This is a genomic window from Exiguobacterium sp. s189, from assembly GCF_018617615.1.
Classification (GTDB): domain Bacteria; phylum Bacillota; class Bacilli; order Exiguobacteriales; family Exiguobacteriaceae; genus Exiguobacterium; species Exiguobacterium aestuarii_A.
Genome location: NZ_JACSKM010000002.1, coordinates 154,947 through 178,353, shown reverse-complemented (window position 1 = coordinate 178,353; position 23,407 = coordinate 154,947). Strand labels below are relative to the sequence as shown.

Below are 23,407 nucleotides of genomic sequence, written 5' to 3'. Positions count from 1 at the left end.
AGATGCGCTATTTGACAGCTGGTGAATCACACGGTCCGGGACTGACGGTCATCATTGAAGGTGCCCCTGCCGGTCTCGCTATAGATTTAGATCAAATAAACCTAGAGTTGAAAAAACGTCAGTCGGGATATGGCCGAGGACGTCGCATGCAAATCGAGTCAGACCAAGTAGATGTTCGTTCTGGTATACGTCACGGTAAAACGACAGGCGCACCAATCACATTCTGGATTGAGAACAAAGACCATACCCATTGGAAGCACGTCATGCAAGCCGAGCCAATCGAAGATGATGTCGAAATCAAGCGCCGAGTCTCGCGACCGAGACCAGGGCATGCCGACTTGGTCGGTGGGATGAAGTATGACCATCGCGATTTGCGGGATGTTTTGGAACGCTCGAGCGCAAGGGAGACGGCGGCACGCGTCGCGGTCGGTGCCTTTTGTAAACAATTGCTTCAACAAGTCGGGGTGTCGCTCTTCAGTTACGTCAAAGTGATTGGTGGAGAACGGGCAGAGATACGTACATTTGAATCGCTCCAAGAAGCAAAAGAAGTGATTGACGCCTCACCCGTTCGGACGCTTGACGAAGCAGCTGCTGAGCGGATGATGCGTCGCATCGATGAAGCCAAGGCGAATGGAGACTCGATTGGCGGCATCGTCTGTACGGAAGTGCACGGTGTCGTACCTGGTCTAGGTTCATATGTGCAGTACGACCGAAAATTGGATGCGAAAATTGCGCAGGCGGTGTTGAGTGTCAACGCATTTAAAGGCGTGGAGTTTGGAGATGGTTTTGAAATGGCATACCGTCCCGGTTCTGAAGTGATGGACCCGATTGCATATGGAGACGAAGGATATACCCGACTCAGTAATCATCTCGGTGGCTTTGAAGGTGGGATGACAACGGGTATGCCGATTATCTGTTCAGCCGTCATGAAACCAATCCCGACACTTTATAAGCCTCTTCAATCAGTCGATATTGATACGAAAGAGGCATTCCTCGCTCAAATCGAACGGAGCGATTCGTGTGCTGTTCCTGCAGCATCACTCGTCGTCGAGGCGGTCATTGCGTTTGAAATGGCGAAGGAAGTATGTGAGACGTTCGGTCACGATACGATGGACCGAATAAAACACCGAATCGATGAGTATCGAGAGGAGTTACGAGTATGGTGACCATTCCAATCGCGGCATCGACCCCGTATCAGGTTGTCGTCGACAATCAAGACCGCTGGATGGAAACAAATGATTGGTCACGTTACCCGATGCTCTGGGTCGTCACGGATGAACGGGTCGACGCACTTTACGGGGAATCGTTCCTTGCAAAGTTGGAGCAAGTTCACCCATGCGTCGTCTCATCTGTCGTCAAGGCGGGTGATGCGTCGAAGTCGTTATCGCAACTCGAACAGCTCGTCACAGAAGGATTGAGACACGGATGCGACCGTCATACTCTGATTGTCGCTTTCGGTGGCGGGATGATCGGTGATTTGGCTGGTTTTTTAGCGAGTGTCTACATGCGTGGTGTTCCTTACATACAAGTCCCGACAACGATTTTGGCACATGATTCGGCTGTCGGTGGTAAAGTGGCCGTCAATCATCCGTTTGCGAAAAACGCGATCGGTTCATTCTATCAACCAATCGGTGTCTATTATAATGTTTCTCGTCTTCATACCTTACCGGTTCAGGAAGTTCGGAGCGGTCTCGGTGAACTATTGAAACATGCGTATTTATCACGTTACGTCCTCGAATCCTCTTTCGAGGACGACTTGTTTTCCGCTCTTTCTGAACATGACGAATTGAATTGGATCACATGGCTAGCTCGTGGCATTGAAGTGAAACGAGCAGTTGTCGAGAAAGATGAGCAAGAGCAAGGTATTCGCGCTTGGCTGAACTTCGGGCATACGTTCGGTCATGCGCTTGAGTCCGTCGAAGCGTACCGTATCCCTCACGGAGAAGCGGTGTTACACGGGATGGTGTTTGCCTTTTTACTATCGGGAGACGAGACACGGGCGAAACGATTGTTTGATTGGATTCGTCTGAACGATGTCACACCGATTGACTGGAAACCGTTCGAGCAATATGTCGAAAAAATGGTTCGGGATAAAAAGAATCGTCATGGCGAAATTCGGTTCGTCTTGCTCCGTGACACGATTGTCGTTGAATCTGTGCCGCTCGAGCACCTTGAACATACATTTGAACAGATGAAAGGATGGTGGGAATGATGAGTTTAAACGGTTCAATCCGTGTGCCGAGTGATAAGTCGATCACTCATCGTGCGCTTTTATTCGGCATGATGGCGACTGGGACGACGCGCGTCGTGCATCCACTTCTCGGGGCCGATTGTCGCTCTACGCTTGACATCATTCGATCACTCGGAGCAGAAGTGATTGAAAAACAAGACGAACTCCTCATCACGGGGATCGAGTCACCGCGTTCGGCACGATTAGACTGCGGGAACTCAGGGACGACGATGCGCTTGTTGATTGGACTCTTATCGGGGTATGATGGGTCATTTGAACTCGTGGGAGATGAGTCATTGTCAAAACGTCCGATGCGACGTGTCAACGCACCACTCCGTGAAATGGGAGCGGACGTGAAAGGTGATCTGGCGCCGATCGTGATTGAAGGAAAAACGCTACAATCCATCGACTATACGTTACCGGTAGCGAGCGCCCAAGTGAAATCGGCTGTCCTCCTTGCCGGGTTACGTGCGGAAGGGACGACGATTGTTCGTGAGCCGATATTGTCTAGAGACCATACCGAGCGAATGTTGCCGCTCTTTGGGGCGCAGCTCACTGTTGATGCGGAAAAAGGGGAACGAATCATTCGTGTCGAACCTTCTCGACTAAGTGGCGCGACGGTCGATGTACCGGCAGACCCTTCGTCGGCTGCCTTCTTCTGGGCAGGGGCGGCCATCGTGCCGAATAGCTCCGTCACGACGACGGACGTCTGTTTGAATGAGACGCGAATCGGATTTTTGCGGACGCTCGAACGGATGGGGGCACACGTCATCATCTCCAATGAACGAACCATCGGGGAGGAATTGGTCGGTGACGTCACGGTGACGACAAGTGAACTGTCTGGCACGGTCGTAGAAGGAGATATGATTCCGTCACAAATCGATGAGTTGCCGTTATTCGCACTCGTCGCTTCACAGGCAAATTCTCCGTCAATCGTGAAAGACGCAGCAGAACTGAGAGTGAAGGAGACGGACCGGATTGATGTGGTCGTCTCGGAGTTGCGAAAATTGGGGGTGGACATCGTTGGAAAAGAGGATGGATTTATCGTAAAACCGAGTCGTCTTCATGGCGGAAACGTCTCGGCTCATGGTGACCATCGTCTGTCGATGATGTTACAAGTCGCTACACTCGTCACGGATGAAACGATCCAGATTGAAGGCATTGATGCGTCCGATGTCAGCTATCCCGGCTTCCGTCAAGATTTACAACAGATTCAACGTGAGATAGAATAACGACAAACCGAAGGCCAGGAGGACGAAACATGCTAGATGAAGCAGCATTAACACATATTATCGAGATGCTTGAATCAGGAGAGACTGAACATGCTCTTGCGCATATAGAAGAACTTGAGAAAGACGGGTCGGATGATGATCGCTTAGCGATTGCTGATTTGTATTTAGAGCTTGGTCTTGCCGACCGAGCGACAGAAGTCCTTTCAAAATTGTACGTGGATTACGAAGGTGACCCAAACGTCGCCCTTTCACTTGCAGAGGCATATTTAGACAGTGACCGTGAAGAAGAGGCGATTGCTGTTTTAGAGAAGGTCAAGTCAGATGACGCGGAGACGCAAGTGAGAAGTCTCGTCTTATTAGCTGATTTGTATCAATCTCAGGGGCTCGATGAGGTGGCCGTGAAAAAATTGATGGAAGCTCTTGAAAAGAATCCAGACGAACCATTACTCATCTATGGGTTGGCGGAATTGTACGCATCGACCGGGTCGTTCGAGCAGGCCATCCCGCTCTATGCACGTTTACCTAAAATGAATTTGCCGTCCGAGATCGATTATCAAGCGGACTATGCGGAAGCACTCACAATGGTTGGGTCGTTCGAAGAAGCGCTCGACGAGTATGAAAAAGCAACACATCGTAATTTAAATACCGTCTTCGGACATGCGATGACAGCACATCGAATCGGTCGGGAGGAAGTTGCCATCAAGCAGTTTAAAGAGCTTCAGGCGATGGACCCGGACTTTACCTCGCTCTACCTTCCTTACACCGAAGCATTGGACGCGAATGGACAGACGGAAGAAGCGCTTGAAATCGTCGATCAAGGAATCACGCGCGACGACTATAATGACGAACTTCGTCACGTCAAAGCGAAATTGCTCCTCAAACTCGGTAATCGCGATGGGGCCGTTAAAGAGCTTCGAGAAGCACTCGTCTTGAATCCGGAATCACTACAAGCGACAGAATTGATCTTATCGATTTTATTCGAAGCAGGAGAAATCGATGACGTCCTCGAAACAATAGATGCACTCGAAGATCATACGACGTCCCCGCTGATGACTTGGTACAAGGCGAAGGCGAAATATGAGCTCGAGGAATATGACGAAGCTGTCAGTTTATATGCCTCGATTGAGCCGATGATGAAAGAGGACGTGTCATTTGTGACAGAATGGGCTACACTGTTGATAGAGGAAGGTCGTAGACAAGACGCGAGACGTGTGGTCGAGCAATCGCTTGCACTAGTGGTCGATCTTGAAGATCGCCAAGTGCTCGAAGACCAGCTCGAACAATTGTCTGATGACGTAGAATGATAAAGGGAAGGGAATGAGGTCAGATGGTCGAGCGGAAACGGAATTTTTTGAAGCGATTTGTCGCTCATCATACACTTCGGAAACGTGAAGCGAAATGGATTCTTGACTACTGGTTGAGACATCCGGATAAGCTTGGCAACGTTCATTTCGTAACAAACGCCTCGGTCTCGCCACGAAGTCTTGTGATGACGGCGTACGGATTTGACGGTGAACCGTTTCGATATCGACGGGGAGACCTTGTGACCATGAATCCTGAAAAGGCTTATCATGACATCCGTCTGCACGATGGGCCAATTTATGTGGAATTGAATTTTCAAGGCATGATGATTGATGAGAATTGGATCGACATCGTGGAGCAAAATCCGTTTGAACCGGTGGCGGAAGTGAAAGATGAAGTATCGTCTTCTGCTCAGACGGTCATTCAAGCTTCCGTTGCCCAATTCGAAGAAGAGCGTTTATTGATTGAAATCGATAAAGCACTCGACCGTCGGGACGAGAACTTATTCCGCAATTTGACGAGTCAACTCCACCAAGTACGTGAATCTAAATTATTTTGAAAAAAACAAGCGCTTCCGTTCCGGTTGGCGCTTGTTTTTTGGTATATTAATAACGTAGGAATACACAATTATTTCACAGTTCGTTCATAAGTTTGAAACGTGAACGAAGTCATGTACGATACAATAGACATGATGAGATAAGTTGGAGAGGAGGGAAAAGATGAGGTTCGATAGTCAAGGGGCACTGCGCTCGATTGCCGAACGACAATACGTCGATACGCTCATCGTTCCGCTCGCAGAATTGGCGTTTGGTGAGGATATGGTTCGTAAAGCCGAAAGCTATGAAGTGATTCATGCCGTCACGGTTGAGACAGAACGTCAATTATCTGGTCGGACGATGCTCAGCCCAACGCTCAGTTACACCGATGTGGAAGCTGGTGTGGAACTAGCGAAAGATGTGGTGGCAAAAGCGGAATCATCCGGTTTTTCTCACGTTTTGTTTATTGCGTCAGACGTCCGTTTCAAGCCATATGATTTGCCGATTTTGTTCGTACCACCGCTTGCGCTAGGAGCGATGTCGAGCGATCAGGCGCACACGATGGTTCAAAATTTTGCGACACAAGTTATCACGGAACTTTCGAGCCGTTGGATGGCGACATGAAGCGGTTGACGTAGAGGTTTTATTGATATACTATTTTGTTGAGTGAGAAATTTTTGTGAAGAATGCATAAAGAATTATGGGGTTATGCACACGAATGAGGGGGGAACGAAATGGCTCAAAATGGGTCAAAAGTCACGCGCCGTCAGTTCTTAACGTACACACTGACTGGAGTAGGTGGCTTTATGGCGGCAACATTGATCAGTCCGATGGTCAACTTTGCGATTGATCCGGTTTTGAAAAAATCTGGAGCAGGCGACAAAGTAAAAGTAATGAGTCTTGATGACATCACGACTGAGCCGCAACGTGTCGACTTTAAGAAACAAACACAAGATGCTTGGTACGAATTTGAAGAAACGCTCTCAGCATGGGTATACAAAACAGAAAGTGGCGAAATCATCGCACTCTCTCCGATTTGTACACACCTCGGCTGTCAGGTAGCTTTTGCGGGTGATCCGACTCGTCCACAAGAATTTTTCTGTCCGTGTCACTTAGGACGTTACGAAAAAGATGGAACGAACATCCCGGGTACACCACCAACAGCACCACTTGCACGTTATGAAAAAGAAGAAAAAGATGGCTTCCTATACCTAGGTAGCCCAATTTCACAGAAGTGAGAGGGGGACTAGTCGATGTTACAAAAAATTTATGATTGGGTCGATGAGCGCGTAGACATCACACCACTTTGGCGCGATATCGCAGACCACGAAGTACCAGAACACGTCAACCCTGCCCATCACTTCTCTGCATTTGTCTATTGTTTTGGTGGTTTGACGTTCTTTACAATCGTCATCCAAATCCTTTCAGGGATGTTCTTGACGATGTACTATGTACCAGATATCATCAACGCGCACGCGTCGGTATACTATTTGCAAAATGAAATCGCACACGGACAAATCGTTCGTGGGATGCACCACTGGGGCGCATCCGTTGCAATCGTCATGTTATTCTTACATACGCTCCGCGTGTTCTTCACGGGATCGTATAAGAAGCCACGTGAGCTTAACTGGGTCGTCGGTGTTCTCTTGTTCTTCGTCGTCTTGGCGCTTGGACTCACAGGATACTTGCTTCCATGGGACATGAAAGCATTGTTCGCAACGAAAGTTACGCTTCAAATTGCTGAAAGTGTACCGGTCATCGGTGGTATTGCGAAGACACTTCTCGCCGGTGGTGAGATTGTCGGGGCGAGCACGCTCGCACGATTCTTCGCCATCCACGTCTTCTTCTTACCGGCGGCATTGTTCGGACTATTGGGAGCCCACTTCTTGATGATTCGTAAACAAGGGGTTTCTGGACCGCTATAAGCCGATTCAAGGAGAAAAAGGAGGAGAAACGATATGCATCGCGGTAAAGGGATGAAATTTGTAACCGACTCTCGAGTAGGAATCTCGAATCGGAAACAAAACATTGCAAAAGACTATTCAGAATACCCAGGACGCACAGAGGCGTTTTGGCCGAACTTCTTGCTTAAAGAGTGGATGGTAGGGTCGGTCTTCTTGATCGGCTTCATCGCTTTGACAATCGTCGAAGCACCACCGCTTCAAAATATCGCCGATCCAACGAACACGTCATACATTCCATTACCGGACTGGTATTTCTTGTTCTTGTATCAATTACTCAAATATCAATTCGCTGCAGGAGACTGGATCTTGCTTGGTACGGTCATCATTCCAGGTTTGGCGTTCACGGCACTTCTCATCGCACCTTGGCTTGACCAAGGTCTCGAGCGTCGTCCGGCGAAACGTCCAGTCGCCATCAGTTTCATGTTGCTCGGTATTCTCTCGGTCTTCTACTTGACTTGGGAATCTGTTCAAACGACACACTGGGATCAAGTCCACGCTCAAGGTGAACTTCAAATTCCAGGTGAAGGTCCTGAAATTGATACAGCTGCACCAGGATATGAGATTTATTCAGCTCAATCTTGTGTGAACTGCCACGGTCAAAACCTAGAAGGTGGAGCAGCAGCTCCAGCACTCGTCGGAACACAGTACACAGCTGAAGAGATTGCGGATATCGCTGTAAACGGGATTGGGACGATGCCTGCTGGTCAGTGGGACGGCTCACCTGAAGATTTACAAGTACTATCTGAATTCATCGCTTCATATGGTGAGGGCGGCGAAAATAACGAGTAAGCCATAAAGTGTAGCCTGAGAAACCAGGCTACACTTTTTTACTTATGTATTCGTATTGCGATAAACTGAAGAAAAAAGGATTGAGAACATGAACCCGACGTTTTTAAACACTTTCTTAATGAATCGAATCGTACTGACGCTATTATTTGTGATCAACTTAGGCGGTACGATTTACGGTTATATTTGGTATGAGCCTCAGCTGCGAGACACACCATACGTCTATTGGCCGTTTGTCCCGGACAGCCCGACAGCATCCCTCTTCTTTACGATTATCCTCGGATTATGGATCGTAAAGAAGCGTTCACCATTATTCGAGACGCTTGCATTCATTACCTTAATCAAATACGGCGTCTGGGCCGTCATCATGAATATCATGTTTTTAGGAACGTTACCCGCGGATGCACCGACCATCACCATCTTAATGGCGGTCATGTTGATGGTTTCTCATGGAGCGATGGCGCTTCAGGCACTCATCTATGCACCGTTTATGAAATGGACCATTACTTCGTTTGTCTGTTCATTGATTTGGGTAATTCATAATGACGTGGTCGATTACGTGCTCGGTCAGTGGCCGCGCTATCCGTCACTCGCGGAACATATCATGTGGATTGGCTACGGCTCGTTTTGGTTAACGGGATTATGTTTTTTTATGGGATATGCGTTCGTTCTACGCCCCTCGCTTGAAAATAAGTTCATAAGAATGTAAAATCAAATTATCAAATACACGCAGAGGTGAAATAGAAAATGTCATTAGGTGGCTATATTTTCTATCTTGCACTGATTATGCTCATCCCTTTATGGGCCCAGATGCGAGTGAAAAGCACGTATAAACAGTTCTTAAAACAACCGCTTCAAAGCGGTGTCACAGGCGCACAAGTCGCTGACTTCATCATGAAACAGAACGGTGTCCACAACGTACGAATCGAGATGGTCGATGGACTCATGAGTGACCACTATGACCCGGTCAATAAAGTCGTCCGTCTCTCTCGTGAAGTGTATCAAGGATCGACGATTTCGTCGGCGGCCATTGCGGCCCACGAGATCGGTCATGTCATTCAAGACGCGACGGACTACAAGATGATGCGCGTTCGACATAGTCTTGTTCCAGTCGTCAACATCACGTCGAACTTGTCGTTCCCATTGTTACTCGGTGGTTTCTTGTTCGGTGCACTCGGATTGGCACAACTCGGTGTCATCATGATGCTCGGGGCGGTCGTGTTCCAATTGATCACGTTACCGGTCGAGTTCGATGCTTCGAAACGGGCGATGGCTCAGTTGACGTCACACGGAATCGTGACGGCGACAGAAGAGTCTGGCGCACGGAAAGTATTGAATGCCGCAGCATGGACGTATGTGGCTGCTACGCTCGTTGCGGTTGCCGAACTTATCCGTTTGGCACTCATCGTGTTTATGCCACGTGAGGAGTAGAACGAAATCCCGTCAAAATCGGCGGGATTTTTTTATTTTTTGATGAAAGGAAATGTTGTTGATGAAACTGCAACTGACAGAGAACGGTCATGAGCAATTGAAAAATAAACTAGCCATGTTAAAGCAAGACAGGACGGATGCACGTGAACGTATACGTACGGCGCGGAAATTTTGTGATTTTCGAGAAGATGTGACCTATACTGAGGCAGTACGGGAATATGAGCGGGTAGAGGCGGATTATCAAGACCTTGAGCGCCTGCTTGCCGACGTGACAATCGTCGAATCCGAACAGTCGGAAGTCGTGACATTCGGGAATCGGGTCGTGATTCGTGAAGGCGACGAGGAGACCGAGAGCTATCGAATCGTGAGTGAGGCAGAAGCAGATCTAGAACGAGGAACTATTTCGATGACATCGCCACTCGGTCGTAGTTTGATGGGGGCGACAATTGGTCAAACGATTCAAGTTGAAACGCCCGGAGGCACGATTCAAGTCGAGGTGCTCAACATCGAGCCATAAAAAATCGCCCGTTCATTACTATGAACGAGGCGATTTTTTGCTTATTTCAGCGGCATTCGATTCTCATCGAACGTAAAGCCTTCACCGCCCACTTCATAGACGTGATGGAATGTGACGAACGCATGAGGATCAATCTGTTTGACGATCGTCTTCAAGCGATTCACTTCATTTCGCCCGACGACGACGTACAATACTTCAAGTTCACGGTTCGAATAGCCACCTTTGGCAAGTAGTCTTGTCGTGCCGCGATTCATCGTCGCATGAATACCGTCGGCGATGGCAGTCCGGTGGTCGCTGATGATCATCGCCGCCTTACCGGCATACGTTCCTTCTTGCATCGAGTCGATGACACGTGCCCCGATATAGACAGCGAGAAGCGTATACATCGCCTCGCGGATATCGAGATACGTCAAACTGAGAACGATGACAAAGAAGTCAAAGATGAGGAACGTCTTTCCGATCGACCAGCCGATATAGCGTTGTACGAGTCGCGCGATGATATCGACGCCACCAGTCGTTCCGCCATTGTTAAAGATGATTCCGAGTCCGACTCCGATAAAGAGACCGGCAAACAAACTTGCGAGCACCATGTCATCCGTCAGGTCGATGACGAGTGTAGAATATTTAGCGATGAGTGCATACCAAAGTGAAAATGAGAACGTCCCGATAAGTGTATAAACGAAAGTCGTTCGACCTAACAACTTATAACTCATGAAAAAGAGCGGGATATTTAACGCCAAGTTCGTGATGGAAGGCGAGATATCAAAGAGACCACGTAGAATCAAGGTGATCCCGGTGAACCCACCCTCTGCCAAGTTGTTTTGGACGTTGAAGTGATAAACGCCGAATGCAAAAATAAAAGAACCTATTAAGATGAAAATAATATTTCGAACACGAATCGGTAATTGTACCGTCATTAGGTTCACCTCCCCTTAGATAGAGTACTCGAAAAACAGTTCGATTGACTACCCTGAACATATGACATTCAGAAACGAGTCGGCTATACTTTTCAAAGAAGAGGTGATGTAAATGAAAGTAGTAGCCATCGGGGCACATCCAGATGATATCGAGATCGGGATTGCAGGGATGACCGCCCAATGGACGAAAGAGAAGATTGAGGTCGTTTACGTCGATTTGACGAGAGCGGAACTTTCTTCAAATGGTGATGTAGAAACGAGACAACAAGAAGCCAGTATGGCAGATGACGTGCTTGGTGTCCGTCGAATCAATCTCGGATTTAAAGACCGGGGAATTGACGGGGGAGAAGAACAGCTCAAGGCAATCGTCTCCTTGATTCGACGTGAGCGTCCAACGCACTTATTGTATCCATATGAAGTCGACCGCCATCCCGACCATGCGGCATGCGCTTATCTCGTGACAGAGGCGTTATTCAACGCGGGTATTCGAAAATATTTACCGGAGCTTCCGGCATATCGACCAGAAAGTGTGTATCAATATATGATCAATGCACATGTTGAGCCGGATGTATGCGTGGATATTAGTGACACGATTGAAGTGAAGACACGGGCACTCCAATGTTACGCAAGCCAGTTCACTCCAGTCGATGGGGTGAAAACACCGCTCACCGATGCATACGTGGAACGGGTCATTGCCCGTGAACGCCATTTTGGGAGTTTGATTGGCGTGTCGTATGCGGAAGGGTTGAAACGCGTGCGACCGTATGTCGTGAAACGGGCAGGTGAGCTCACATGACGTATCGAATCGGAATTCTGTGTTATCCATCTGTCGGTGGTTCGGGGATTTTAGCGACGGAACTCGGCATGAAGCTTGCAGACCGAGGACATGACGTTCATTTCATTACGAGCAGTATGCCGTTTCGTTTGAACGCCTATCATCCGAATATCACGTTCCACCAAGTCGAAATCAACCAATATTCGGTCTTTCGCTATCCGCCGTACGATATGACACTCTCCGCGAAAATCGCGAGTGTCATCCAGTCATTCGGTCTTGATGTCATTCATGCGCATTATGCCGTACCACATGCCGTGTGTGCCGCGCTCGGTCGGGAGATGGCCGGTGTGAAGACGCCGATCGTCTCGACGCTACACGGAACCGATATCACCGTTCTCGGTGAGGATGAGGAATTGAAACCGGCGATTTTATATGGGTTGCGCCAATCTAACGCGATTACGGCTGTCTCGCACAGTTTGAAACGGGAGACGGAGGAACGGATTGCTAGCAATTTGCCGATTCAAGTCATTCACAACTTTATTGATGAATCGGTATACACCCCACAATTCGACCCGACTTTACGGGAACGATACGGCTTGACAGTAGACGACCGGGTCGTGATCCATATTTCAAACTTCCGTCCCGTCAAGCGCGTCGACCTCGTCCTCGATGCGTTCAATCAGATGGATGTTCCAAATAAAAAACTGTTACTCGTCGGAGACGGCCCGCTCATGGGTGCCATGCGCCGCCTCGTGACGGAGATGGGGCTTGAAGATCAAGTCATCTTTGCCGGGAAACAAGAGCAAGTCGCTGCACTGCTCTCCATTAGTGACGTTCATGTTCTCTTATCAGACAAAGAGGCGTTCGGACTTGTGGCACTCGAGGCGATGGCAACGGGAGTCCCGTCGGTCGTCAGTGACGCCGGCGGACTACCTGAAGTGATCACGGACGGCGAGGACGGGTTCGTCGTTCCGCGAGGTGATGCAACGAAAGCCGCTATGGCGATGCAACAGCTGTTGAAAGATACAACGTTACAGGAGCGTTTCAGACAAAACGGGTTGGTGAAATCAAAACGATTCGCCTCACAAGACATCGTGACACAATATGAACGCTTGTATGAACAGGTGGTGACATCATGACAGAATGGGAGTATGCAAAACAGATCATTGAGACGATTGAAAGACATGGCGGCGAGGCGTACATCGTTGGCGGAGCCGTTCGGGACTATGTCCTTGGAAATTTGCCCGATGATATCGATTTGGCCACGTCCCTCTTCCCGGAAGAAGTGATGGCACTGTTCCCGAAATCGGTCCCGACCGGTATCGAACATGGAACGGTCACGGTCATCATCGACCATCATCCGTTCGAAGTGACGACATTTCGGTCTGAAGGATCATATTCAGATTCAAGACGTCCGGACCATGTCGCACTCGGTGTATCGCTCGAAGAAGACATGTTACGTCGTGACTTCACAATGAACGCGATGGCGTTTCATGACGGACAAGTCGTCGATTTATTCGGAGGGCAACACGATCTAGATGAACGCATCATTCGCACGGTCGGGAGTCCTTTCGAGCGGTTTGGTGAGGATGCCCTTCGAATCATGCGTGCGCTCCGTTTCATGTCTCAGCTCGACTTCACGTTACACGAAGAATTGCGTCACGCAGCGAGTTCGCTTAGTCACAAACTTGAACAAATCGCAATGGAACGCATCGCAATCGAGTTTGAGAAATTGTTGACGGGACCGGCCTATCGAAAGGCGTTAGCAGAGATGGTCGAGCTCGGCATCCATCGTCATCTACCGAATGTGACGACCGAACTGATGCAACGGGTGCAACAAGATGATCGCACTCCAGTGAATGCGGTCAGTGGGTGGGCCATCTTCCTCTATCACGCAAAAGATGAGGCATGGCTACTGCCATGGAAACGATCGAATGCAATCAAGCGGGAGGCTCGAGTGCTTGCGCAGCTCTGTGAGACCGGACTCGATGTGATGACGGTTTACACGACGGATGAGCGGACTCTCTCGACTTATTTTAAAATGAATGGTGAACCAGACCGCAGTCGTGAACTGAAGGAGTCACTCCCAATCCAGTCCCGCCAAGAACTGAAATTCAATGGACGGGATGCGCTTGAACTCGGTGCGACAGGCGAGGCGATCAAGCATCTATTGCTTGATCTCGAACGACGTGTCATTTCACAAGAGATTCCGAATCACGGGACCGTATTAAAAGAGGAGGCGAGACGATGGCTTCAACGCGCGGGCGTGTCTTGACGTTATTACAAAATGGGGAAGTGTGGAGCGGACAAGAATTGGCGCGCCAATTGAATATTTCACGTACCGCTATTTGGAAACATATCGAAACCTTGAAGCAAGACGGATATGCGATCCATACCATTCCCCGTAAAGGATATCAACTGATCGAACAGAGTGACCGTCTGGATGAACCAGCATTTGTCTCATTCCGTAAAGGTCGATTTGGTCAGACGGTCCATGCGTATGAACAAGTCGATACGACACAACGAATCGCCCATGAATTGGCACAACAGCATGTGTCGGAAGGGACAATTGTCATCAGTGAGGAACAGACTGCCGGACGAGGACAACTCGGTCGTCATTGGCATAATCCGAAACATGTCAATATTGCGGCGAGCATCATCCTAAGACCCGATTTACCGATCCGAGACGCATCGAAGCTGACATTGATGGCAGCGAGTGCATTCGCACGGGCGTTCAACAACAAAAATTTGGATGTCATGATCAAGTGGCCGAATGATTTATTATTGAATGGGAAGAAAATTGGTGGCATTTTGACAGAGATGCAGACGGAGGGTGATCGAATCCAGGCTGTCATCCTAGGGTTCGGGATGAACGTCAATGGTGAGGAGATTCCAGACGAGTTAGCTCATCGGGCCACTTCTCTTTATCTAGAGACCGGAAAGCGATTCCGTCGAAGTGAACTGTTGGCTGAACTACTGGCTGAACTTGAAGTCGAATATGACCGATTCCTCGAAAGTGGTTTTGATCCAATCCGGATCAATTGGATGCAACATGCCGCCTACTTGAATGAAAAAGTCACGTTGAACGCTTCTCGTACTTCTCGTACAGGGGTCATGCGAGGGATTTCCGAAGAGGGCGCATTGCTTCTTGAAGAAGAAGGAAAAGTTGAATCGGTCTACTCTGCTGAGATTGCAGTGTGGAATGATTGATGAAAGCGAGACCATCAACTATACTTAATGTGTCGGACGCTATCAGTTATTGAAGTGTACCGCGCTTGCAGACTGTCACAATCAGTTGTCTGCCTTGATCATTTTGACAGGGACAGAAGGACACTACTCATGAAAACCATGAAATTGTTTTTCGTGCGCCTTCTTGCCAACCGTGTAAGAAGGCGTTTATTCTTTCCTGTCTCCACGTTTAGGAGGAGAAACAGATGCACACGATGACTTCATTATTGAAAAAGATGAACGAGCAAGAAAAGCTCGTCATGTTGACGGCGTATGATTACCCGTCAGCCAAACTTGCCGAAGCGGCAGGGGTCGATTTGATTTTGGTTGGCGATTCTCTTGGGATGGTCGTCCTCGGGTATGACTCGACAATCCCGGTGACGACAGAAGATATGCTTCATCATTCGAAGGCAGTACGCCGTGGAGCGAAAAACACATTCGTCGTGGTGGATATGCCATTTGCGACATACCATGGTGATTTTGACCGAACACTTCAGGCTGCGTCCCGTCTCTTCCAAGAAGGACATGCGGATGCAATCAAACTAGAAGGTGCAGGTGAAGTTCTTCAGACGATTGAACGACTCACTCAAGTAGGAATGCCTTGTGTTGCCCATCTAGGGTTGACCCCGCAATCAGTCGGTGTACTAGAAGGGTATAAAGTACAAGGGAAATCCCTTGAGGCGGCAGAGACACTGCTTCAAGATAGCTTGGCTGCCGAACGTGCCGGTGCGAAAATGCTCGTCCTTGAGTGTGTACCGCATCAGTTGGCGAAACGAATCGCAGAAGAGTTGACGATTCCAGTCATCGGAATCGGTGCCGGGGCAGAGGTCGACGGACAAGTACTCGTCTATCATGACGTATTGAAATATGGTGTGGACCGCTTACCGAAATTCGTTCAGGCTTATGCCGACGTGAATGAAGTGGCGACAGATGCCATCCGTTCTTATGTGGAAGAGACGAAAGCTGGACAATTCCCGCTTGAACGTCACACGTTCACGATGGATGAGTCATTGCTCGACTCGCTGTATGGAGGAAAATGATGAAAATCGTATCAACAGTTGAAGAGTTACGTCACACGTTGCCAACGGATCAAACGATTGGTTTTGTGCCAACGATGGGATATTTGCATGAAGGACACATGAGTCTGGTTGAGAACGCACGACGTGAGAATGACGTCGTTGTCATGAGTATTTTCGTCAATCCGACTCAGTTCGGTCCGAACGAAGACCTCGACCGATATCCTCGTGACTTCGAACGAGATGAAAAATTGGCACGAGAAGCCGGTGTCGATCTTCTCTTCTATCCGACGACGGAGACGATGTACCCGCTTGATATGGCGCGCGTCACTGTTCGCCAAGGGGCAGATGTATTATGTGGGGCGAGTCGTCCCGGCCATTTTGATGGTGTGTTGACAATCGTCTCGAAATTATTTAACCTTGTTCAACCGACCCGTGCTTACTTCGGTCTGAAAGACGCCCAGCAAGTGGCGCTCATCGAAGGGTACGTCCGAGACTATTTTGTCCCGGTCGAGATTCGACGTTGCCCAATTATTCGTGAGGAGACAGGACTAGCCAAGTCTTCTCGAAACGTATATTTGTCAGACACTGAAAAAGAAGATGCGAGTCAAATCTTTAAAGCATTGACGACAGCGCGAGAAACACTTGAAGCAGGTCATGATCTTGAAGAAGTGAAGCAACGACTGACCGAACGATTACACGAGATCCCGAACAGTCAGATCGACTATGTCGAACTTGTTGACTACCCGACGCTTGCTGACGCTTCAAGCGATTCGAATGAAATATTGATGGCGGTGGCCGTTCAGTTTGAGCGAGCCCGATTGATTGATAATGTGATTTGGAAGAAGGGATGAATCCAATGATTCGTACATTTATGCACGCAAAGCTTCATAAAGCAACGGTGACAGAAGCAAACTTACACTACGTCGGTTCGATTACAATCGATGAGGACTTGATGGATGCAGTAGGCATCATGGAAAATGAACATGTGCACATCACGAACAACCACAATGGCGCTCGTATCGAGACGTATGTCATCAAAGGCGAACGTGGTTCTGGTGTGATTTGTTTAAACGGTGCGGCAGCAAGACATTTCCAGGTCGGTGATGTTGTTATCATCATGGCGTACGGTCAAATGACTGCAGAAGAAGCGAAAATGCATCGTCCGAAAGTAGCCGTATTGAACGAGCAAAACGAGGTCGATCAACTTCTTTACGAAGAAATCGCTCACACGATTTTATAAAACATTCGGGGGTGTCGACAAAGGCATCCCCGTTTTTTCGTCGTTCGTTCTATGGTAAGATGAGACAGACAGAAAGCACGAGCGTGCCTAAGATGGGATGGATGTTATGGACACGTATGTGATTGTGGATATAGAGACAACGGGTCATTCCGTAAAGTCCGGTGATGAACTGATTGAGTTTGCGGCGGTTGTCGTACAAGATGGTGAAGTGATCGAGCGCTACAGCACCTTGATCCGACCGGGTCGACCAATCCCACCTTTTATTACGCAATTAACAACGATTAGCGATGATGACGTAAGTGATGCACCAACATTTGAAGAAGTGATCCCCGACATTTGGAAAATACTAGATGGACGGGTATTTGTCGCGCATAACGTCGCATTTGATTTAACTTTTTTAAACGAGAGCCTTGAACAAGCTGGCTATCTTTCGTTTCAGGGGAGGGCCATTGATACGGTTGAACTCGCTCGTATCCTCTACCCGACACTTGAGAGTCATGCCCTAGAAGCGTTATCGGAAACATTCAATCTCGTACATACAGACGCACACCGCGCACTCAGTGATGCGGAAGCAACGGCCGAGCTCTTTATCCGAATGCTCGAGCGCTTGCGCGACTTACCGGTCGTGACATTGAAACGACTTCGCGACTTGTCTGAGTCGTGGACGAGTCACGTCGAGCCGTTGCTCGATGAAATCATCCTCGAGGTTGGGATTCGACCAGACGACGAAACGCGTTTTGATATTCATCGAAAGATTGCGTTACACCGTCCAAGCGATACGTTCGTTCCGGCAGAAGAACGAGAACCCTTTGAACCGTTTCTCCTTCGCACAATCGAAGAAACGCTCCCGTCAATCTTTGATCAATTTGAGCCGAGACAAAGTCAATTTGAAATGATGCGTCACGTCTATAAAGCGTTAGACGACGAGGAAACGTTGTTAGTCGAAGCGGGGACGGGAACCGGGAAGACGTTGGCGTACTTAATCCCGAGTGCCCATCATGCACTTGAGACGAAGCGCCCTGTCGTCATCAGTACGCATACGATTCAATTACAGGAACAGCTCCTGAACCGGGATTTGCCAGTACTTCGACAAATCTTTCCGGAAATTGAATTCACCTTGTTAAAAGGAAGACGGAACTATATTGATTTACGTAAATTCGAGATGGTACTCGATGAGTCGAATGATGGATTGTTGGTTTCGATGTGTAAGGCGATGGTACTCGTCTGGTTAACCGAGACTGAGACGGGGGATTTAGAGGAACTCTCATTCCCAGGATCTGCGACACAAGGTCCTGCTTCTTTTAAACGGTTGATTCAAGCTGATGCTTCAAGTGAATTCGGACGGTTCGACCCTTGGTATAGCCGAGATTTCTTCACAAAAGCAGTCCTCCGTTCGAAAGAAGCAGATTTGATTGTGACGAATCACGCGCTCTTGTTCTCTGATTTACAACATCAAGCAGGCATCTTACCGACCGATACTCCGCTCGTTTTAGACGAGGCGCATCAAGTCGAAGAAGTGGCCTCTCACCATTTCGGTGTGACGTTTGATGCCATCCAATTTGATCGGTTGTTCAAATGGTTCGGATACGGTGCGGACGGGAAGTTTCATTCTCGAATCATTCAGCTAGCCGATTTGGCGTCTGTGACAGAAGAGGCAGAAGCGTTCAGTCAACAGATTGATTCTGCGCTCGCACGGGTCGAGGAAGAGCTCGAAGACCTCTTGACGGCACTACAGTCGCTAGGAAAGAAAAAAGAACCCCGGCAAACTGTTCGATTCGAGCGAGAAGGCGCATCATTCAGACCGATTCGTGAAGTGGCGAATCGATTAGAGGACAAGTTACGTACACTACGGACGTCACTCAGACATCTCCATCGACTGCTCGATGAGCGTAAAGAGCACATGACGTTCAAACAACGCGCGCTTTTGAGTGATTTGAAAACATTGATTAGCGACGTCCGTGAACTCGAAAGTGTCATTTATGAGACGATGCTGACACGTAATGATGATGCGGTCAGTTGGGTCGAGTTGAATTTGGGCAACCGTAAGTTGACATCCATCTACACGCAACCGGTTGAAATCGGTCCGTTGCTGCACGAACGATTATTTAAGAAGAGACCGACGATTTTAACGTCGGCGACGATGACGGTCTCGGGCAAGTTTAGTTTTATGGAGCGACGACTCGGACTTGAAGGAGAACCGGTCAGACGAGTCGTATTGCCTTCACCGTTCAACTTTAAGGAACAGGCAAAACTGTTTGTTCCGTCAGACTTCCCGTTGATCAATGATGTGCCGCTTCCTCAGTTCGTTGATCAGACCGCTCAATCGATTGTTCAAATTGCAAACGTGACAAAAGGACGGATGCTCGTCCTCTTCACCTCGAATGAATTGTTACGTCTTACTTACGAACAAGTAAAAGATCATCTCGATCCTTCGTATACGCTTCTTGCACAAGGAGTCAGTGGGGGATCGCGAAGCCGATTGACGAAACAGTTCAAGCGGATGGAACAGTCGATTTTATTCGGGACGGCCAGCTTTTGGGAAGGTGTCGATATTCCAGGTGAGGCGTTGACATGCCTCGTCATCGTGCGTCTTCCGTTCGCGCCGCCTGATCAACCAATCATGCAAGCCCGTTCGGAAAAAATTGAATCGATGGGGAAATCTCCATTCTTCGAGCTTTCGCTTCCTCAAGCAGTCATTCGTTTCAAACAAGGTGTCGGTCGATTGATTCGATCGAAATCGGACTATGGTGCGATTTTTGTGTTCGATCGCCGTGTCGAGACGACTCGTTACGGGAAACAATTCATCAATAGCTTACCGAAGGTGGACCGGATTGAAGGGACGCTAGAGACATCCTTATCCGAGTTAGAATTGTTCTTAGATGAGAAGGAAAACTCTGTGACAAGAAATGATAGATAACGCTAGGCATCATGATGTTATCGTTTTATAATGATACGTATAGGTTTTGGAGGAGGAGTCAACATGAATTCGAATATTGAGACGCTTGCGAGTGTGCGCATCGAACCGACGGCGGACGTTTATAAGATTGTCGATTTATTGAATCGGACGTTAAAAAGTCAAGATTTGATGTTCGGCCTTTCGCTTGAGAAGAAAGTGAATGATCCGAAGAAGGAAGAGATGGTCTTCACCATCTATCGTACAGAATGACCAGAAAAACAAAATGGATCGTCTCGTTACTGGCGGCACTGCTCGGTGTCGTCCTTGTCTTTAGCGTGATGTATCGATTCACGATTGGACACACAGAAAATCAAAAGGAACAACTCATCGAGGAAGCCTTAATTCGATTGAACGAGGAATCGCCAGACGTTCAAGTGGGGCAAGGAGAGCTGTTCAATGGGACAGAGGCATACGTCGTATTTCCGGAAGCGGACGGAGACTCGATTTGGTTCGTTCCACTCGATGACGAGTTCGAAATTGAACAACGTGAAATCGGTGAAGTGAATGCGAATGACGTCTGCGCTCGTTCTGTCCAAGATACAGGCGGACAACTCATCAGTTGTAAGTACGGATTCGACGAGAGAGCACTCGTCGAAGTGGTCACAAAGGCAGACGCATCTTATACGTATTCGTATTACACGTTACAGACTGGAGAGTTTATTCGACGCGTCCAATTGACCGATCAAATGTGACGAATTAGAGGGGGATAATGATGGAACATCTATTAGCGAAACGAGTGAAACAACTCACGCCGTCGACAACATTAGCGATTACAGCTAAAGCGAAGGCGCTCAAGGCTTCGGGCAAAGATGTCATTGGACTCGGCGCAGGTGAGCCTGATTTCAATACACCGGAACGAATCATCGATGCTGCGTGTCAAGCGGCTCGAGATGGCGATACGAAGTATACACCATCTGGTGGTACCGTCGCCTTGAAAGATGCCATTATTGAGAAAACGAAACGCGACAGCGGATTAGTGTTCGAGCGCAACGAGGTGATGGTCGCTTCAGGTGCGAAACATGCCCTTTATGCATTGTTCCAAGCGATTTTAGATGAAGGTGACGAAGTCATCGTCCCGACACCTTACTGGGTCAGTTATCCAGAGCAAATCAAACTCGCTGACGGTGAACCTGTATATGTCGATACAAATGAAGACACATCCTTCAAATTGACACCTGAACTTCTCGAACGTGCGATTACAGATCGTACGAAGGCAGTCATTTTGAACAGTCCTTCCAACCCGACAGGAATGATTTACACGAAAGAAGAGCTACAGGCACTCGCTGATGTCGTTCTTCGACATAATCTTCTCGTCGTGAGCGATGAAATTTATGAGAAGTTGATTTACGGTGACGCAACATTCGTATCGATTGCGACACTCCCGAATATGCGAGAACGGACAATCATCATCAACGGTGTCTCAAAATCTCATGCGATGACAGGTTGGCGTATCGGATATGCCGTGGGCGATGCGACAATCATCAGCGCGATGACAAACTTAGCGTCTCACTCCACATCAAACCCGACATCTGTCGCTCAGGCGGCAGCGGTTGAGGCATACAATGGACCACAGGATGATGTAGAGATGATGCGTCAGTCATTCGAAGAGCGACTCGACATCGTTTACAACCGTCTCGAACAAATTCCAGGAATCACTTGCTTGAAGCCACAAGGTGCATTTTACTTATATGCCAATGCGAAAGTTGCCGCGACTGAGAGTGGATACGACACAGTCGATGCTTGGTGCGAGGCAGTACTTGAAGAGGCAAACGTGGCACTTGTTCCAGGTTCTGGTTTTGGACAGGAAGACTACGTACGATTATCATATGCAACAGAATTAAAACGCGTATTAGAAGCGCTCGATCGAGTAGAAGACTTCATTACGAAGCGCGCTCGATAAGCGAAAGGATGGAAATGAACATGACAACAATTTCGATTAACCAATTTAAAGACTACGAAGGACAGACGGTCCGCGTCGGAGCTTGGATTGCCAACAAACGTTCTAGCGGGAAGATTGCCTTCCTTCAACTACGTGACGGTAGCGGATTTGCCCAAGCGGTCGTCGTGAAGGCTGACGTCTCTGAAGAATTGTTCACTCTTGCTAAAGGTGTGACACAAGAGACTTCTGTCTGGGTGACAGGTAACGTCAAGTCGGATGGTGGACGTACGTCACTCGGGTTTGAATTAGAGGTGACAGATGTAGAAGTGATTGCAGAGTCAGTGGATTACCCAATCACACCGAAAGAACATGGAACGGAATTCTTGATGGATAACCGTCACTTATGGCTCCGTTCACGTCGCCAACACGCAATCATGAAAGTGCGTAACGAAATCATTCGTGCGACGTATGAATTCTTTAATAAAGAAGGATTCGTCAAAATCGATCCACCAATCCTTACGAGCAGTGCACCTGAGGGGACGACAGAGTTGTTCGAGACAGACTACTTTGGTCAATCTGCTTACCTCTCACAGACGGGCCAATTGTATATGGAAGCCGCTGCAATGGCACTCGGTAAAGTATTCTCGTTCGGACCAACTTTCCGTGCAGAAAAATCAAAAACACGTCGTCACTTGATTGAGTTCTGGATGATCGAGCCAGAGATGGCGTTCTTCGATCACGACATGAACCTTGAAATTCAAGAGCAATACGTCTCATACATTGCACAATCCGCGCTTGAGAACTGTAAGGATGAACTTGAATTCCTTGGACGTGACCTTGAGAAGTTGGCACAAGTGAAAGCACCTTTCCCACGTGTCCGTTATGAAGATGCAATCAAATTCTTGAAATCAGAAGGATTTGACGATATCGAATACGGCGACGATTTCGGTGCACCGCATGAGACAGCGATTGCTAACGCACACGACCAGCCAGTCTTCATCACGCACTGGCCAAAAGAAATCAAACCGTTCTACATGAAAGTGGACCCTGAGAATCCTGAGCTCGTTCTTTGTGCAGACTTGATTGCACCAGAAGGATATGGAGAAATCATCGGGGGATCACAACGTGAAGACGATTACGATCGTTTGAAAGAAGAGATCATTAAAGAAGGTCTTGATGAAACGGATGCATACGACTGGTATCTCGAACTTCGTCAATACGGTTCGGTCCCACACTCTGGTTTCGGACTAGGACTTGAGCGTACGGTTGCATGGATCAGTGGAATCGAGCATATTCGTGAAGCCATTCCATTCCCACGTTTATTAAACCGAATCCACCCTTAATGATTAATCGGGGAAGACGTCATGTCCTCCCCGATTGATGTGTCTTAGAAAG

The 23,407-nt window shown here is 48.3% G+C and carries 25 protein-coding genes; 24 read left to right on the top strand and 1 reads right to left on the bottom strand.

What is annotated here, in order from left to right; genetic code table 11:
- The first annotated feature begins 2 nt into the window (after positions 1-2).
- From aroC to KNO99_RS03650, 12 genes are all read left to right on the top strand, one after another.
- Positions 3-1,166 carry a chorismate synthase gene (gene aroC, locus KNO99_RS03705; RefSeq protein ID WP_214745374.1) on the top strand — a complete coding sequence of 388 codons (1,164 nt, stop codon included), beginning with the start codon at positions 3-5 and terminating at the stop codon, positions 1,164-1,166.
- Entirely contained in the window at positions 1,160-2,212 is a 1,053-nt protein-coding gene (locus tag KNO99_RS03700) for a 3-dehydroquinate synthase (RefSeq protein WP_214745372.1), read from the top strand. Before aroC ends, KNO99_RS03700 begins: the two co-directional genes overlap by 7 nt.
- Complete coding sequence (gene aroA / locus KNO99_RS03695; RefSeq protein ID WP_371743038.1) at positions 2,209-3,462, top strand: 3-phosphoshikimate 1-carboxyvinyltransferase; 1,254 nt, start codon at positions 2,209-2,211, stop codon at positions 3,460-3,462. The genes KNO99_RS03700 and aroA overlap by 4 nt, the downstream gene beginning before the upstream one ends.
- Positions 3,463-3,491: 29 nt before the next feature.
- Complete coding sequence (locus tag KNO99_RS03690; RefSeq protein ID WP_214745370.1) at positions 3,492-4,766, top strand: tetratricopeptide repeat protein; 1,275 nt, start codon at positions 3,492-3,494, stop codon at positions 4,764-4,766.
- A 23-nt stretch (positions 4,767-4,789) separates the two neighbouring features.
- Positions 4,790-5,323 (top strand): ReoY family proteolytic degradation factor, encoded by a 534-nt coding sequence (locus tag KNO99_RS03685; protein WP_214691878.1) that lies wholly within the window; start codon positions 4,790-4,792, stop codon positions 5,321-5,323.
- 160 nt (positions 5,324-5,483) lie between these two features.
- On the top strand, positions 5,484-5,924 hold the full coding sequence (locus KNO99_RS03680; protein WP_214745368.1) for a DUF2487 family protein: 441 nt from the start codon (positions 5,484-5,486) through the stop codon (positions 5,922-5,924).
- Between the two features lie 110 nt (positions 5,925-6,034).
- A complete protein-coding gene (locus KNO99_RS03675; RefSeq protein WP_214691882.1) occupies positions 6,035-6,538 on the top strand; it encodes a QcrA and Rieske domain-containing protein in 504 nt (167 codons plus the stop codon).
- Positions 6,539-6,553: 15 nt separating this feature from the next.
- Entirely contained in the window at positions 6,554-7,225 is a 672-nt protein-coding gene (gene qcrB, locus KNO99_RS03670; RefSeq protein WP_015881478.1) for a menaquinol-cytochrome c reductase cytochrome b subunit, read from the top strand.
- Between the two features lie 33 nt (positions 7,226-7,258).
- Entirely contained in the window at positions 7,259-8,053 is a 795-nt protein-coding gene (locus KNO99_RS03665) for a menaquinol-cytochrome c reductase cytochrome b/c subunit (RefSeq protein ID WP_074034621.1), read from the top strand.
- An 88-nt stretch (positions 8,054-8,141) separates the two neighbouring features.
- Positions 8,142-8,759, top strand: coding sequence for a DUF1405 domain-containing protein (locus KNO99_RS03660; RefSeq protein ID WP_214745366.1), 618 nt, complete (start codon positions 8,142-8,144; stop codon positions 8,757-8,759).
- 38 nt (positions 8,760-8,797) lie between these two features.
- Complete coding sequence (locus KNO99_RS03655) at positions 8,798-9,481, top strand: zinc metallopeptidase (RefSeq protein WP_214745364.1); 684 nt, start codon at positions 8,798-8,800, stop codon at positions 9,479-9,481.
- 61 nt (positions 9,482-9,542) lie between these two features.
- Positions 9,543-9,998: a GreA/GreB family elongation factor gene (locus KNO99_RS03650; protein WP_214745362.1), complete on the top strand. Its 456-nt coding sequence runs from the start codon at positions 9,543-9,545 to the stop codon at positions 9,996-9,998.
- A gap of 41 nt (positions 9,999-10,039) precedes the next feature.
- Here KNO99_RS03650 and KNO99_RS03645 read toward each other — a convergent pair whose 3' ends face one another.
- Positions 10,040-10,915 (bottom strand): YitT family protein, encoded by an 876-nt coding sequence (locus KNO99_RS03645; RefSeq protein WP_074034617.1) that lies wholly within the window; start codon positions 10,913-10,915, stop codon positions 10,040-10,042.
- Positions 10,916-11,027: 112 nt separating this feature from the next.
- Here KNO99_RS03645 and bshB1 point away from each other — a divergent pair, with 112 nt between their 5' ends.
- From bshB1 to asnS, 12 genes are all read left to right on the top strand, one after another.
- Complete coding sequence (gene bshB1, locus KNO99_RS03640) at positions 11,028-11,711, top strand: bacillithiol biosynthesis deacetylase BshB1 (RefSeq protein ID WP_214745360.1); 684 nt, start codon at positions 11,028-11,030, stop codon at positions 11,709-11,711.
- A complete protein-coding gene (gene bshA, locus KNO99_RS03635; protein WP_214745358.1) occupies positions 11,708-12,829 on the top strand; it encodes an N-acetyl-alpha-D-glucosaminyl L-malate synthase BshA in 1,122 nt (373 codons plus the stop codon). The genes bshB1 and bshA overlap by 4 nt, the downstream gene beginning before the upstream one ends.
- Positions 12,826-13,965, top strand: a complete 1,140-nt coding sequence (locus KNO99_RS03630; protein WP_214745356.1) for a CCA tRNA nucleotidyltransferase — start codon at positions 12,826-12,828, stop codon at positions 13,963-13,965. The genes bshA and KNO99_RS03630 overlap by 4 nt, the downstream gene beginning before the upstream one ends.
- Positions 13,938-14,900: a biotin--[acetyl-CoA-carboxylase] ligase gene (locus KNO99_RS03625; protein WP_214745354.1), complete on the top strand. Its 963-nt coding sequence runs from the start codon at positions 13,938-13,940 to the stop codon at positions 14,898-14,900. Before KNO99_RS03630 ends, KNO99_RS03625 begins: the two co-directional genes overlap by 28 nt.
- 224 nt (positions 14,901-15,124) lie before the next feature.
- Positions 15,125-15,958: a 3-methyl-2-oxobutanoate hydroxymethyltransferase gene (gene panB, locus KNO99_RS03620; RefSeq protein WP_214691902.1), complete on the top strand. Its 834-nt coding sequence runs from the start codon at positions 15,125-15,127 to the stop codon at positions 15,956-15,958.
- Positions 15,958-16,788: a pantoate--beta-alanine ligase gene (gene panC, locus KNO99_RS03615; protein WP_214745352.1), complete on the top strand. Its 831-nt coding sequence runs from the start codon at positions 15,958-15,960 to the stop codon at positions 16,786-16,788. The genes panB and panC overlap by 1 nt, the downstream gene beginning before the upstream one ends.
- Positions 16,789-16,793: 5 nt before the next feature.
- A complete protein-coding gene (gene panD, locus KNO99_RS03610; protein ID WP_214745350.1) occupies positions 16,794-17,177 on the top strand; it encodes an aspartate 1-decarboxylase in 384 nt (127 codons plus the stop codon).
- A gap of 106 nt (positions 17,178-17,283) precedes the next feature.
- Positions 17,284-20,094, top strand: coding sequence for an ATP-dependent DNA helicase DinG (dinG, locus tag KNO99_RS03605; protein ID WP_214745348.1), 2,811 nt, complete (start codon positions 17,284-17,286; stop codon positions 20,092-20,094).
- Between the two features lie 63 nt (positions 20,095-20,157).
- Positions 20,158-20,343, top strand: coding sequence for a YpmA family protein (locus KNO99_RS03600; RefSeq protein ID WP_015881492.1), 186 nt, complete (start codon positions 20,158-20,160; stop codon positions 20,341-20,343).
- On the top strand, positions 20,340-20,825 hold the full coding sequence (locus tag KNO99_RS03595) for a hypothetical protein (protein WP_214745346.1): 486 nt from the start codon (positions 20,340-20,342) through the stop codon (positions 20,823-20,825). The genes KNO99_RS03600 and KNO99_RS03595 overlap by 4 nt, the downstream gene beginning before the upstream one ends.
- A gap of 20 nt (positions 20,826-20,845) precedes the next feature.
- Positions 20,846-22,033 (top strand): pyridoxal phosphate-dependent aminotransferase, encoded by a 1,188-nt coding sequence (locus tag KNO99_RS03590; protein ID WP_214745344.1) that lies wholly within the window; start codon positions 20,846-20,848, stop codon positions 22,031-22,033.
- A 20-nt stretch (positions 22,034-22,053) separates the two neighbouring features.
- A complete protein-coding gene (gene asnS / locus KNO99_RS03585; RefSeq protein WP_214745342.1) occupies positions 22,054-23,355 on the top strand; it encodes an asparagine--tRNA ligase in 1,302 nt (433 codons plus the stop codon).
- Positions 23,356-23,407: the final 52 nt, after the last annotated feature.

Coding starts and splice junctions, on each gene's coding strand:
- KNO99_RS03680 (WP_214745368.1), top strand. CDS start 5,484: ATGAGGTTCGATAGTCAAGGGGCACTGCGCTCGATTGCCGAACGACAA.
- KNO99_RS03660 (WP_214745366.1), top strand. CDS start 8,142: ATGAACCCGACGTTTTTAAACACTTTCTTAATGAATCGAATCGTACTG.
- KNO99_RS03645 (WP_074034617.1), bottom strand. CDS start 10,915: ATGACGGTACAATTACCGATTCGTGTTCGAAATATTATTTTCATCTTA.
- KNO99_RS03630 (WP_214745356.1), top strand. CDS start 12,826: ATGACAGAATGGGAGTATGCAAAACAGATCATTGAGACGATTGAAAGA.
- asnS (WP_214745342.1), top strand. CDS start 22,054: ATGACAACAATTTCGATTAACCAATTTAAAGACTACGAAGGACAGACG.
- KNO99_RS03600 (WP_015881492.1), top strand. CDS start 20,158: ATGAATTCGAATATTGAGACGCTTGCGAGTGTGCGCATCGAACCGACG.
- aroC (WP_214745374.1), top strand. CDS start 3: ATGCGCTATTTGACAGCTGGTGAATCACACGGTCCGGGACTGACGGTC.
- KNO99_RS03650 (WP_214745362.1), top strand. CDS start 9,543: ATGAAACTGCAACTGACAGAGAACGGTCATGAGCAATTGAAAAATAAA.
- aroA (WP_371743038.1), top strand. CDS start 2,209: ATGATGAGTTTAAACGGTTCAATCCGTGTGCCGAGTGATAAGTCGATC.
- bshB1 (WP_214745360.1), top strand. CDS start 11,028: ATGAAAGTAGTAGCCATCGGGGCACATCCAGATGATATCGAGATCGGG.
- panD (WP_214745350.1), top strand. CDS start 16,794: ATGATTCGTACATTTATGCACGCAAAGCTTCATAAAGCAACGGTGACA.
- panB (WP_214691902.1), top strand. CDS start 15,125: ATGCACACGATGACTTCATTATTGAAAAAGATGAACGAGCAAGAAAAG.
- KNO99_RS03655 (WP_214745364.1), top strand. CDS start 8,798: ATGTCATTAGGTGGCTATATTTTCTATCTTGCACTGATTATGCTCATC.
- bshA (WP_214745358.1), top strand. CDS start 11,708: ATGACGTATCGAATCGGAATTCTGTGTTATCCATCTGTCGGTGGTTCG.
- KNO99_RS03700 (WP_214745372.1), top strand. CDS start 1,160: ATGGTGACCATTCCAATCGCGGCATCGACCCCGTATCAGGTTGTCGTC.
- KNO99_RS03595 (WP_214745346.1), top strand. CDS start 20,340: ATGACCAGAAAAACAAAATGGATCGTCTCGTTACTGGCGGCACTGCTC.
- dinG (WP_214745348.1), top strand. CDS start 17,284: ATGGACACGTATGTGATTGTGGATATAGAGACAACGGGTCATTCCGTA.
- KNO99_RS03590 (WP_214745344.1), top strand. CDS start 20,846: ATGGAACATCTATTAGCGAAACGAGTGAAACAACTCACGCCGTCGACA.
- KNO99_RS03685 (WP_214691878.1), top strand. CDS start 4,790: ATGGTCGAGCGGAAACGGAATTTTTTGAAGCGATTTGTCGCTCATCAT.
- KNO99_RS03625 (WP_214745354.1), top strand. CDS start 13,938: ATGGCTTCAACGCGCGGGCGTGTCTTGACGTTATTACAAAATGGGGAA.
- panC (WP_214745352.1), top strand. CDS start 15,958: ATGAAAATCGTATCAACAGTTGAAGAGTTACGTCACACGTTGCCAACG.
- qcrB (WP_015881478.1), top strand. CDS start 6,554: ATGTTACAAAAAATTTATGATTGGGTCGATGAGCGCGTAGACATCACA.
- KNO99_RS03690 (WP_214745370.1), top strand. CDS start 3,492: ATGCTAGATGAAGCAGCATTAACACATATTATCGAGATGCTTGAATCA.
- KNO99_RS03675 (WP_214691882.1), top strand. CDS start 6,035: ATGGCTCAAAATGGGTCAAAAGTCACGCGCCGTCAGTTCTTAACGTAC.
- KNO99_RS03665 (WP_074034621.1), top strand. CDS start 7,259: ATGCATCGCGGTAAAGGGATGAAATTTGTAACCGACTCTCGAGTAGGA.